The following is a 12,068-nucleotide window of genomic DNA, read 5'->3' on the forward strand; positions in this document are numbered from 1 at the left end:
GTCACCCGCCTCCACCTCCCCCTCACCTCTAGCCCCCTCCCCCACCGCGCACGCGGCGCATCGCAGCCGGAAGGTTTCGCCCTCACCCGTCCGGCCGAAGCGACGCCGGGGTTACGGCGTGAACACCTGCTCAAGGCGGTGGATGGCGCCGTCGTCGCCGACCGTGTAGCGGAAGACCAGGCCCGAGTCGGGGTGGGCGTCGACCCAGTCGATCAGCTCCTGTACCCCGATCCGCCGGTTCTCGGTGCTGGTGACGACGGGGTTGGTGACGGTGACGTACGCGGCCTGGTCGAGGGCCCAGCGGCTCTCCTCGCCGGTGACGACGAAGGGAGCGCCGTCGCTGTCCGGGGAGCCGCAGCCCCAGGCGCCGTGCTGGAGGACGAGGTTGACCTTGCCGGTGCTGCCGTCGAGCTCCTCGATCCGGTAGAGCGCGATCTCGTCGGGGTCGACGTCGTCGGGCCCGGGCGTCGCGTCGACGCAGTCGGGGACGGGGGCGGCGGTCTTGGTCTTGGACTTGGCCTTGGACCTGGGCGCGGAGGACTTCTTCCCGGCGGGCTTGGTGACCCCGGTGGTGGCGGGCTTCTTGACGGCCGGAGCGACGGTCGGACCGGCATCACCGGCATCACCGGCGGAGTCGGCGGAGCCGGGAGCGGCGGTGGCGGCGGGGGCGGTACGGGGTGCGCCGGAGGCGGAGGCGCCGCCCTGGCATCCGGTGAGCACGGCGGCCAGCGCGACGGCGGCGAGTGCGACGGCGGCGGGTCTGAGACGACGGTCGGCGTTCATCGAGAAGTCCCCCTCTTCAACGGGCGGCCACCCACGCGACCACCCCCTGCCCGGAACGTAGCAACGCCGCGCCCCCGGCCACAGGACCCAGCCCCTCGATGTCACAGACCTGGTACGCCGCCAGAACACCCGCGGCACAACACCGCAGACGAACGCCCGCACGGGCACACGAAGAGGCCCCCGTCCCCGGGGGAAACCACGGGGACGGGGGCCTGCTCGTGCGTCAGGGGTGCGTCAGGGGGTACGTCAGGGCTACTTCTTGCCCTGGTTCTTGACCGCCTCGATGGCCGCCGCCGCGGCCTCCGGGTCGAGGTACGTGCCGCCCGGGTTCAGGGGCTTGAAGTTCTCGTCCAGTTCGTACGCGAGCGGGATGCCCGTCGGGATGTTGAGGCCCGCGATGTCCGCGTCCGAGATGCCGTCCAGGTGCTTCACCAGGGCGCGGAGGCTGTTGCCGTGGGCGGCGACCAGGACCGTGCGGCCGGCCAGGAGGTCCGGGACGATGTTGTCGTACCAGTAGGGGAGCATCCGCTCGACGACGTCCTTGAGGCACTCGGTCCGCGGGCGCAGCTCCGGCGGGATCGTCGCGTAGCGGGCGTCGCGCGCCTGCGAGTACTCGCTGTCGTCCGAGAGCGCCGGCGGCGGGGTGTCGTACGAGCGGCGCCACAGCATGAACTGCTCCTCGCCGAACTCGGCGAGCGTCTGCGCCTTGTCCTTGCCCTGGAGCGCGCCGTAGTGGCGCTCGTTCAGGCGCCAGGAGCGGTTGACCGGGATCCAGTGGCGGTCCGCGGACTCCAGCGCGAGCTGGGCGGTGCGGATCGCGCGCTTCTGGAGGGAGGTGTGCAGCACGTCGGGCAGCAGACCGGCGTCCTTGAGCAGCTCGCCGCCGCGCGTCGCCTCCTTCTCACCCTTCGCGGTGAGGTTCACGTCCACCCAACCGGTGAACAGATTCTTCTCGTTCCACTCGCTCTCGCCGTGGCGGAGGAGGATCAGCTTGTACGGTGCGTCGGCCATGCGTACGAGCCTAATGGACCTCTGACGATTGACGCGCGCCGTCAATTCGCTGGCGTCCGGCACCTGAGATGCGTAAGTTACGACTGCCGTTAGTGGGACTTACATCTTCAGGGGGCCGCCACACATGTCCATCGACTCGCTCAGACGATCAGCACGCGAGACGGTTTCCGGGCTCCCGCAGGGCTTCTGGTGGCTCTGGCTGTCGACCCTGGTCAACAGGACCGGCGCCTTCGTCCTGACGTTCCTCTCCCTCTATCTGACGGTCGAGCTCGGACACTCCGCCTGGTTCGCCGGTCTCGTCGTCGCCCTCCACGGCCTCGGCGGCGTCGCGGGCTCCCCGCTCGGCGGCGCGCTCACCGACCGCTGGGGCCGCCGCCCCACCATGATCACCATGCACCTCGCGGCCGCCGCCTGCGCCGCCGCCCTCGCCGTCGTCACCAGCGCCTGGGCCATCGCGACCGCCGTCCTCCTCATGGGCGTCGCCATGCAGGCCGTCCGCCCCTCCATCAACGCCACCATCGCCGACATGGTCCCCGCCCACGAGGTGCGCCGGGCGTACTCCCTCAACTACTGGGCCCTCAACCTCGGCTTCGCCATCGCCTCCATCGGCGGCGGCGCCGCGATCTTCCTCGGCTACCGCACCCTCTTCGTCGTCGACGCCGTCGCCACCACCCTCTGCGCGGTCATCGTCTTCCTCCGGCTCCCCGAGACCCGCCCCGAGGCCCGCACCGACAAGGCCGGCGCACCCGTCGTCGAGGCGAAGGTGAGCATGCTCACCGTGCTGCGCGACGCCCCCTTCCGCACCCTCGTCCTGCTCAACCTCTTCGTCTGCCTCGTCTTCACCGCCCCCTGGATCGGCCTGCCGCTCACCATGGCGGACAAGGGCCTCTCCCCCTCCTCGTACGGCGTCGTCATCGCCGTCAACGGCATCGTGATCGTCGGCTTCCAGCTGCTCGTCAACAAGCTGACCGACAAGCGCTCCCCCGTCGTCCTGCTCACCCTCTCCTCCCTCCTCTTCGCCCTCGGCACCGGCGCCACCGCCCTCGCGGGCTCCTCCGTGGTGGCCTTCGCCGCGACCGTCGTCGTCTGGACCGTCGGCGAGATGATCCACGTCCCCACCAACGCCGCCGCCACCGCCCGGCTCGCCCCCGAGCACGCCCGCGGCCGCTACCAGGGCGTCATGGGCATGTCCTGGGCCGTCGCCGGGTTCGTCGCCCCGATCGGCGCGGGCGCGATCGTCGGAGGCCCGGGCCCGACCGTCCTCTGGGCGGCGACCTTCGCGATCGGCGTCATCGCCGCCGTCGGGTACTCCATCCGGCTGCGGAAGGCCCTCTGCGAGGAGCCCGAGGAAGACGTGGTCACCGTCGGCACCACCGGCACCACCGGCACCGAGCAGCCCGCGCCCGTCAGCGCCTGAGGGCGCGCTGCGCCTCGTACAGGTTCCCCGGCCGTACCGATCCCGGGCTTCCGTACGCCTCCACGCGCGCGTGGAGGTCGCCCCGGAAGTCCGGGACATCGGTCTGGTCGAAATCGCGGACCTCGCTGATGCCCACCGTCGCGCTGTACGGCGCGACGGTGTCGATCTTCACCAGGCCCGCCCGGCCATTGGTGACCGTCACGTTCCAGTGGGCGAACCGGGCCCCGTACAGCGGGCCCGCAGAACCGTCGCCGCCGTGCCGGCCGTTGTTCTCCACCGTGATCTCCGTCCGTACGTTCGCGAACGGCATGCCCCGGTGGGTGTCGAAGGTGCCCATCTCCATCACCCCGCGCGACCAGACGTTGTGGCTGGACAGGCCCTCGACGTTGATGCCGTGCAGCTGGGTACCGGCCGGGGCCGGGACCGTCCGGGCGGCGATGCGGAAGTCCTCGACCAGGTTGTCGTGCGCGCCCTCCCGGCAGAAGTACGGGTGGTGCGAGCCGCGCCCCTCCACCCGCGTCCGGCGCAGGGTGCAGGCGGAGGCGGCGACGAGGCCGAAGCCGTTGTCGACGTGCCGGACCACCACGTCCTCCGCCCAGCAGTCGTACGCGCACTGGAAGACGACCCCGTTGTAGCCCTGGTCGAGCAGATGGGGTGACTGCGGGGTCTCGACGGCCTCCAGGGTCAGCCCGACGACCCCCGAGTGGGTGAGCGGCGCCACCCCTGAGACGAGTCGGGGGTCCCACTCGGGGCGTACGTCGAGGGGGAGCGGGCGTTCCAGGGTGACCCTCCCGCCCCGTACGTCGGTGATCCGCACGGGCCACTCGTAGGGGACGTAGCTGGTCAGCTTCGTCTTGTCGTCCCAGGCGTACGCCTCCGGGCCCGGGCCGCCGCCCGCCATGTGCTCCAGGAGGGTGTGCCCGGCGTCGTCGGCCAGCCGGAGGACGACCAGTCGACCGCGCGTCAGGGCGGAGGGGTCCTCGACGGTCACCGAGCGGTCGCCCCTGCGGGCCGGGCGGACGGCGGTGAGCGTGGTCCACTCGTCGCGCCGGTTGCCGGTCCAGCCCTCGAAGGGCCAGGCCCGGTCCCGTACCGCGGCCACCAGGGAGGCGTGCCGGGCCTGCGGCGACAGCCAGATCAGGCCGCCGGCCCACGACCAGGACGACTTGTCGCCGCCGTACCGCGACCCGTACGGGCCGATCAGTTCCGTGAGGCTGCGGGTGGCGATCAGGGTCGTACGGCCGGAGCCCGCGCCCCGCAGGACGACACCGCTGTGGCCGATCCGGAGGTAGTCGTCGATCCGGTACGTGCCCGGCGGCAGGAGGACCGTGCCGCCGCCGCGCTCCCCGGCCGCGGCGAGGGCCCGGTTGATCGCGGGGGCGGAGTCGCCGGAGCCGTCGGGGGTCGCCCCGTAGGTGACGGCGTTCGCGACGACGGGCGGACGGGGCGAGCGGCGGGCACCCGCGTGGGCGCCGGCCCGGCCCACGTAGGGGATCTGAGGGTGGGTGTAGGGGGCCGCCTCGAACTCCCGCCAGAGGGGCGTGGGGTGAGGGGGGCCGGCGGGGAGGGTGAAACCGGTCGTGCCCGCCGCTCCCGCCACCGCCGCCGCACCGCCGACGAACTGCCTTCTGCTGAGTGCCATGAACCTGAGCCCTTTCACATGTATGAACGGTGTTCAGATCTGCGTTGGGCGAGAGCATGACAGCAGAAGCCCCCTGCGGGAAGGGACCGGGAAGAGGGGAGAGTGAAGAGGAGGAAGCAGGGGGAAGAGGAGACCGGGAAAGGTCAGTCGCCGAGCTGCCCCGACGGCTTCTCCGACGGCTTCTGGGTCAGGTTCTTGAACGCGTCGAGGTTCCGCGTCGACTCGCCGCGCGAGACCCGCCACTCGTACTCGCGCCGGATCGCCGACGCGAACCCCAGCTCCAGGAGCGTGTTGAAGTCGCCGTCCGCCGCCTCCAGGACCGAGCCGAGCAGCCGGTCCAGTTCCTCGGGCGTGACGGCGGAGAGCGGGAGCTTGCCGGCGAGGTAGACGTCGCCGAGGCCGTCGACCGCGTAACCCACCCCGTACAGCTTGAGGTTGCGTTCGAGCAGCCAGCGGTGGACGCCCGCCTCGTTCTCGTCCGGGTGGCGGATGACGAAGGCGTTGAGGGAGAGGGAGTGGCGGCCCGCCCGGAGCGACAGCGTGGTGAACAGCTTGCGCGTGCCCGGGAGCTTCACGACGTACGAGCCGGGCTCCGGGGACTCCCAGTCCAGCTCCGCGTCGTTGAAGGTGTCCTCGATGATCCGCCGAACGTCCTCAGCCATGGTGGGAGCGTACGCGACGGCGGTTCTCGCGCAGCCGGTGGTCGTGCATGGCGGCCGTGTACACGTCCGCCGTCCCCGAGGCCGCCGTGTCCCAGCCGAAGGACCCCGCGTGCAGGGCCGCCGCCGCGCCCATCCGGTCCACGAGCGAGGGGTTCGCCACGAACCGGCCCAGCGCGCGGGCGTAGTCCGCCGGGTCGTGCCCCTGGACGAGGAAGCCGGTCGTGTCGTCCCGTACGGCCACGGGCAGACCGCCGACCGAGGCCGCCACCACCGGGGTGCCGGCCGCCTGCGCCTCGATGGCGACCAGGCCGAAGGACTCGCTGTACGAGGGCATGACGAGGACGCTCGCCGCGCGGAACCAGTCCGCGAGCCGGTCCTGGCCGACCGGCGGGTGGAAGCGCACGACGTCCGCGATGCCGAGCCGGGCGGCCAGCTTCTGCAGCCCCTCCGGCTTCGCGAGACCGCTGCCGCTCGGGCCGCCGACCACCGGCACGACCATGCGCGAGCGCAGCGACGGGTCCTGGTCGACGAGCAGCGCGGCGGCCCGGAGCAGGATGTCCGGCGCCTTCAGCGGCTGTATGCGGCCGGCGAAGACCGGGATGAAGGCGTCCTGCGGCAGCCCGAGCCGGGCACGGGCGGCGGCGCGGCCGTCGGCCGGACGGAAGCGGTCCAGGTTCACGCCCGGGTGGACGACCGCGACCTTGCCGGGGTCGGCCTCGTAGAAACGGGCCAGCTCGTCGGCCTCCTCGGCCGTGTTCGCGATCAGCCGGTCGGCGGCGGAGACGATCTGCGTCTCCCCGATCACCCGGGCCGCGGGCTCGGGGGTGTCGCCCTCGGCGAGCGCCGCGTTCTTGACCTTCGCCATGGTGTGCATGGCGTGGACGAGCGGGACGCCCCAGCGCTCGGCGGCGAGCCAGCCGACGTGGCCGGAGAGCCAGTAGTGGGAGTGGACGAGGTCGTAGTGGCCGGGGCGGTGGCCCGCCCACGCCTGCATCACGCCGTGCGTGAAGGCGCAGAGCTGCGCGGGCAGCTCCTCCTTGGCCAGGCCCTCGTAGGGGCCGGCGTCGACGTGCCGGACGAGGACGCCGGGGGTCAGCTCGACGACCGGGGGCAGGCCGCCGGTGGTGGCCCTGGTGAAGATCTCGACCTCGATGTCGATGGCGGCGAGTCGTCTCGCCAGCTCGACGATGTAGACGTTCATGCCGCCCGCGTCGCCCGTCCCCGGCTGGTGCAGTGGGGAGGTGTGGACGCTGAGCATGGCCACGCGGCGCGGGGTGCGGTTCCGGCCGGGGAGCCGGAGCCGGGCCGGAGCCGGATGCCGGTGCCGGGTTCCGGCGAACCGGGACACGTACTGGCTCACGTCGGCGGTCCTTCCGCTCGGGGCTGACACATGCCGGCCCTTCGGGGCCGGACACGTCGGCCTTGACATGTCGGGGCTGTGCTCGGCGCCGCGGGCATGACGGCGGGAGGGCGTGGTGCGCCCTCCGGCCCGGTCAACACCGGAATGGGTCCTTTCATTTCCTTCACCGGTGTCGCTTTGCCAATTAATTACCGGGGTGCGCCGCCCCTCACCCCCACCCCGTAACCTTTTCGGCATGGCCCCGCGCACCACCCGCCCCGTCGGCAACCCGACCCGCGGGACCACCAACCCCAACCGGCTGCGCCGCATGGACCGCTGGATCGCCGCCGTCCACGGCCCCGCCCTGCGCCGCTCCCCCGAGCCGCCGCTCGCCGTGGACCTCGGATACGGGGCCGCCCCCTGGACCGCCGTCGAGCTCCTGGCCCGGCTGCGCACCGCCGAACCCCGTACCCGCCTCTACGGGATCGAGATCGAACCCGCACGGGTCGAGGCCGCGAAGCCCTACGAGCACGAGGGCCTCTCCTTCCTGCACGGCGGCTTCGAGGTCCCGGTACCCGGCAGGGTCACCCTGATCCGGGCCGCGAACGTGCTGCGCCAGTACGACGAGGAGCAGGTCACGGCCGTCTGGCGGCGACTGTGCGGGCGGCTCGCGCCCGGCGGACTGCTCGTCGAGGGGACCTGCGACGAGATCGGACGCCGGCACGTGTGGGTGGCGCTCGACGCGGACGGGCCCCGGACGGTGACCTTCGCGACCCGGCTCGGCTCGCTGGAACGCCCCTCCGACCTCGCGGAGCGGCTGCCGAAGGCGCTCATCCACCGCAACGTGCCGGGCGAGCCGGTGCACGCGTTCCTGCGGGACTTCGACCGGGCGTGGGCGGCGGCGGCCCCGTACGCCTCGCTCGGCGCGCGGCAGCGGTGGATCCGCTCCGTCCGCGACCTGGCGGCGGACTGGCCGCTCACGGACGGGCCCCGGCGGTGGCGCCAGGGCGAGGTGTCGGTGCGGTGGGAGGCGCTGGCGCCCCGATGAGGCTCCCCCGGCCCCCGCTCCCCGCCCCCTGACCCCCTCTTTCCCCAACTCCCGCTGAATTTCCCCTACGTCGGGAACGCCACGCGCGCACCACGCGTCCCCCGTGAGGGAAACAGGCCCGACAGGCCCCGGTTTCCCCTGTTGCTTTGCGGTTTCGCATGGCACTATCGCCAAGGTCACCGTCAAGTTACTGACGGTAAATCAGATCTGGTCACTCGAGGGGGAGCTCGTGAACCGACGCCGCCACGCCACCGCCGCGATCACCGTGATCTGCGCCCTGACCGTGCTGGCCTCTCCCGCACTGACCCTCCAGGCCTCCGCCGCACCCCTGCCGCCTCCCCCTCCGAAGAGGAGCCTGGAGGAGGTGCGCAAGGAGATCGAGGTCCTGTACCGGCAGGCCGCCGTCGCCACCGACGCGTACAACCTCGCGGAGGAGAAGACCAAGGAGCAGTCCGCGGAGATCGTCCGGGTCGCCCGGATGATCGTCGAGAGCCGCGAGAAGATCGAGGACCTCCAGGCCAGGGCCGGCGCCGCCGCCCGGGCCCAGTACCGCAACGGCGGGCTCCCCGACGGCGCGCAGCTCGTCCTCACCGACGACCCGCAGCTCTTCCTCGACACCGCGGGACGGCTCAAGGCCGGGGCGAAGGCCACCACGGACCTGCTCGGCGAAATGAACCGCACCCAGGCCCAGTTGGACGTGTACGCCAAGGACGCGGGCGTCAACTGGACCAAGCTGGAGGCCGCCCGCGTCCGGCAGGCCCAGGCCAAGAAGCAGATCAACGACAGGATCGACGCGGCGAAGAAGCTGGAGTCCACGCTCGCCGCCGAGGAGCGCGAGCGGCTGCGCCGCCTCGAGGAGCAGGCGCAGTACCGGGCCCAGACGACCTGGCTCGGCACGGGTGTCCTCGCCGGTCTGAAGGCCGACACGACGCCGGAGGCGAAGAAGGCGATCGAGTTCGCCACGGCCCAGATCGGCAAGCCGTACGGGTGGGGGGACGAGGGCCCGAGCTCGTTCGACTGCTCGGGACTGACCCAGAGCGCCTGGGGCGTGGCCGGCCGGCCGATCCCCCGCACCTCGCAGGAGCAGTGGCGCCTGCTGCCGCACGTGGAGATCAAGGACATGCGGCCGGGCGACCTGATCGTCTACTTCAAGGACGCGAGCCACATCGGGATGTACGTCGGCAACGGCGCGATCGTGCACGCCCCGCGCCCGGGGCGGAACGTGACGATCGCGGGCGCGGGCTCGATGGAGATCCTGGGGGTCGTCCGTCCGATGTGACGGGCGGGGGCGCCTGTCGCCGTACGGGCGGCTCGGGGTCGTTCCTCGTTACGGGTGGCTCGGGGGTCGTTACGGGCGGCTCGGGGTCGTCACTCGTTACGGGTGGCTCGGGGGTCGCTACGGGCCGCCGAGGCCGGGTGGTGTGACAAGCGCCCGGCCCGTACCCGCCCGGCGTGACGTTTCTCATTGCCTTCCGGGGGCCCTGCGGCCGCGTGACGGCAAGTACCTCCCCTTCCGCGGCATATGCCAAGCCCGGCGCGGGCGCCGGTCGGCCGATCACCATTCCGCTGCGCACCGCCCTACCGCTAGGGTCCGGGACGGGCGGGGCGCCACCCGGCGCCCCGCGCACCTCGGGGGGAGGGAAGGAAACCCGGACCGATGCCCGTATCCGTACCGCGTCAGAGAAACGTCTCTGCCGTTGCGGGACCCGGCGACATCACCGTTACGGACGCCACCGCCATGGACGCCACCGCTATGACAGGCACAGTCACCGGCACCGACCGCACCGATCTCACCCTCCTGGTCGTCGAGGACGACCCCGCGGGTGCCCTCGCCGTACCCGAACTGCTCGACGCGGCCGACGCCGCCGGCACCCGGGTCCGGATCCGGACCGCGCGCAACCTCACCGAGGCCGAGCGGCTCCTCACCGACGACGTCCACTGCGTGCTCGTCGACCTCTCCCTGCCCGGCCCCCGCGCCGCCGCCGGCGACGACCCGCTCGCCCCGCTGCGGCACATCCTGCGCCTCGCCCCGCGCCACGCCGTGCTCGCGCTCGCGGCCTCCGCGGACGCGGAGCTGGCGGCCGAGGCGGTACGCGTCGGGGCCCAGGACCACCTCTTCCGCGAGGAGCTCGACGGGCGGCTGCTCAGCCGGGCCATCCGCTACGCCGTCGAGCGCAAGCGGGCCGACGCCGTCCAGGTGAAGCTGGCCGAGTCGCGGCTCCGGGCGCAGGAGAACGCCCGTCTGGAGCGCGGACTGCTCCCGACACCCCTCCTGGAGGGCTCCGACCTGCGCTTCGCCGCCCGCTACCGGCCGGGACGCTCCCGCGCCCTGCTCGGCGGCGACTTCTACGACACCGTGCGCACCCCCGACGGCACCGTCCACGCCATGATCGGCGACGTCTGCGGGCACGGCCCCGACGAGGCCGCGCTCGGGGTCGAGCTGCGGATCGCCTGGCGGGCGCTGACCTTCGCCGGACTGTGCGGGGACGAGCTGCTCTCGACGATGCAGCAGGTCCTGGAGCACGAGCGGGAGAGCGACGAGATCTTCGCGACGCTCTGCACCGTCGACATCGCACCCGACGGACGCCGCGCGGGCCTGTGCCTGGCCGGCCACCCGTCCCCGCTGATCGCCCGGCAGGGGCGGGCCGCCCGGCTGCTTCCGTACGAGGACGGCGGCCCGGCCCTCGGACTGCTGCCGCGCGCCCGCTGGCCGCGCCGGCAGGTGGAGCTGGGCGGGGCGTGGAGCCTGCTCATGTACACGGACGGACTGATCGAGGGCCGCTCGGCGGGCCCGGGCTCGCCGCGGCTCGGCCAGGACGGGATGGTCGAGATGATCAACCGGCAGCTGGCGGAGGGCCTGCGGGGCGAGGAACTGCTGGAGGCGGCGGTGACGGAGGTCCGGTCGCTGAACGGCGGCGAGCTGACGGACGACGTCGCGGTCCTGGCCCTGGAAAGGGACAGGACCCGGGGGCGGTGAGCCCTCGGGTCCTGTCCTATCTGCACGGTTACTGCTAGCGGCCGCCGTCGTAGGGGCCGTACACACGGTTGCTGCTAGCGGCCGCCGTCGTAGGGGCCGTACACACGGTTGCTGCTAGCGGCCGCCGTTGTAGGGGCCGTACGGACCGTCACTGCTGGAGCCGCCGCCCCGGCGGCCGCCACGGCCGCCGCCCGAGACCTGCGCGAGCGCGGGCCGGACGTCCACCATGAAGACGATGGCGGCGATCAGACCGGCGATCTGCAGGAACAGCAGCGACGGCAGGAACGGCAGGTTCATGACGAGGTTGATGCCCAGGAGGATCAGCCAGAACTTCTTCGTCTGCTTCCCGGCGGCGCGGTAGGCGTCCTCGCGTGCCATGGCGGCGAAGACGAGCGCGGCGATGGCGAAGCCGATGAAGACCAGGAAGAGCACCAGGGAGAGGAGGGAGTCGAATCCCGCGCGCAACATGCTGAGCACCGCCTAGTGAAGAGGGGAAGAGCGCCTCGCGGCCAAGGTACCCGGTACAACGCACCAGGTACCCGTCATGGTGCCCGGACCTACTCCTTCTCGGCGGTGACGCTCGCCTTCTTGGCGGGGGCCTTGCGCGCGGTGGCCTTCTTGGCGGGCGCCTTCTTGGCCTCGGGCTCGTCCGCGGCCGGCTCCTCGGCGGCGACCGGCTTCTCGGCGGACGCGGGCTCGGCCTTCGACTCCTCCGGCTCGACGACGACCGCGATCTCGACGATCTCGTCGGCGGCCTCGCCGCGCCAGGCCTTGACGGCCTCCTCGCCGTGGGCGGCGACCTCCTCGTACTTCTCGCGCGCCTTGACCGCGTACTCGGCGGCGACGCCGACCCCGCGCAGGGCGAAGTCCTGGGCGGTCTCACCGAGCTTCTTGAGGTCCGTGTCGAAACCGCCGACGACATCGGCGAACTTCGACTGGACGGTGGCCTGGGCCTCCTTGGCCTGCGCGGTCACCTTCTCCTGCACGGCCTTCGGGTCGGCGTTCCGGACGGCCTCGATCCGGGCGGGCGCCTCGGCGGCGATCTGCTCGATCAGGCCGGGAACCTTCTTGGCCTGCTGGGCGACGAGGTCGGCGGTGCCGGCGGCGAAGTAGAGAGGGGTACGCAGTTCGTCGATGATGGCCATGCTGGTGGTCCTCCCGGTTTTGGTGACGTACGAGCGAGGGCTGA

11 protein-coding genes are annotated in these 12,068 nt (G+C 72.4%); 4 read left to right on the forward strand and 7 right to left on the reverse strand.

The features are described 5' to 3' along the window. Window positions 1-111 precede the first annotated feature (111 nt). Together ASD33_RS35385 and ASD33_RS04520 are read right to left on the reverse strand one after the other, a co-directional pair. Window positions 112-783 (reverse strand): hypothetical protein, encoded by a 672-nt coding sequence (locus ASD33_RS35385; protein WP_056553441.1) that lies wholly within the window; start codon window positions 781-783, stop codon window positions 112-114. Window positions 784-1,035: 252 nt separating this feature from the next. Further along, a complete protein-coding gene (locus ASD33_RS04520) occupies window positions 1,036-1,794 on the reverse strand; it encodes a phosphoglyceromutase (RefSeq protein WP_056553444.1) in 759 nt (252 codons plus the stop codon). A gap of 124 nt (window positions 1,795-1,918) precedes the next feature. On the opposite strand from ASD33_RS04520, the gene ASD33_RS04525 reads away from it, so the two are divergent. Then, a complete protein-coding gene (locus ASD33_RS04525; RefSeq protein WP_056553445.1) occupies window positions 1,919-3,211 on the forward strand; it encodes an MFS transporter in 1,293 nt (430 codons plus the stop codon). On the opposite strand, the gene ASD33_RS04530 is transcribed toward ASD33_RS04525, so the two are convergent. The 3 genes from ASD33_RS04530 to mshA form a co-directional block, all read right to left on the reverse strand. Then, window positions 3,201-4,853 carry a glycosyl hydrolase family 28-related protein gene (locus ASD33_RS04530; RefSeq protein WP_056553448.1) on the reverse strand — a complete coding sequence of 551 codons (1,653 nt, stop codon included), beginning with the start codon at window positions 4,851-4,853 and terminating at the stop codon, window positions 3,201-3,203. The two genes, ASD33_RS04525 and ASD33_RS04530, sit on opposite strands and share 11 nt — an antisense overlap. A gap of 143 nt (window positions 4,854-4,996) precedes the next feature. Continuing rightward, window positions 4,997-5,515, reverse strand: a complete 519-nt coding sequence (locus tag ASD33_RS04535) for a YbjN domain-containing protein (protein WP_056553451.1) — start codon at window positions 5,513-5,515, stop codon at window positions 4,997-4,999. Further along, on the reverse strand, window positions 5,508-6,875 hold the full coding sequence (gene mshA / locus ASD33_RS04540; RefSeq protein WP_056553454.1) for a D-inositol-3-phosphate glycosyltransferase: 1,368 nt from the start codon (window positions 6,873-6,875) through the stop codon (window positions 5,508-5,510). Before mshA ends, ASD33_RS04535 begins: the two co-directional genes overlap by 8 nt. A gap of 235 nt (window positions 6,876-7,110) precedes the next feature. Here mshA and ASD33_RS04545 point away from each other — a divergent pair, with 235 nt between their 5' ends. From ASD33_RS04545 to ASD33_RS04555, 3 genes are all read left to right on the forward strand, one after another. Next, window positions 7,111-7,902, forward strand: a complete 792-nt coding sequence (locus ASD33_RS04545; RefSeq protein WP_056553457.1) for a hypothetical protein — start codon at window positions 7,111-7,113, stop codon at window positions 7,900-7,902. A 229-nt stretch (window positions 7,903-8,131) separates the two neighbouring features. After that, window positions 8,132-9,181: a C40 family peptidase gene (locus tag ASD33_RS04550; RefSeq protein ID WP_056553460.1), complete on the forward strand. Its 1,050-nt coding sequence runs from the start codon at window positions 8,132-8,134 to the stop codon at window positions 9,179-9,181. A gap of 459 nt (window positions 9,182-9,640) precedes the next feature. Then, window positions 9,641-10,879: a PP2C family protein-serine/threonine phosphatase gene (locus tag ASD33_RS04555; RefSeq protein ID WP_056553464.1), complete on the forward strand. Its 1,239-nt coding sequence runs from the start codon at window positions 9,641-9,643 to the stop codon at window positions 10,877-10,879. Between the two features lie 114 nt (window positions 10,880-10,993). Here ASD33_RS04555 and ASD33_RS04560 read toward each other — a convergent pair whose 3' ends face one another. Both ASD33_RS04560 and ASD33_RS04565 read right to left on the reverse strand, forming a co-directional pair. Then, the gene (locus tag ASD33_RS04560) at window positions 10,994-11,347 is read right to left on the reverse strand and encodes a DUF2516 family protein (RefSeq protein WP_056553467.1); all 354 of its coding nucleotides are present in this window, start codon (window positions 11,345-11,347) and stop codon (window positions 10,994-10,996) included. Window positions 11,348-11,436: 89 nt separating this feature from the next. Further along, window positions 11,437-12,024 (reverse strand): hypothetical protein, encoded by a 588-nt coding sequence (locus ASD33_RS04565; RefSeq protein ID WP_056553470.1) that lies wholly within the window; start codon window positions 12,022-12,024, stop codon window positions 11,437-11,439. Between the last annotated feature and the right edge of the window lie 44 nt (window positions 12,025-12,068).

This window comes from Streptomyces sp. Root1304, from assembly GCF_001426405.1.
Lineage (GTDB): Bacteria > Actinomycetota > Actinomycetes > Streptomycetales > Streptomycetaceae > Streptomyces.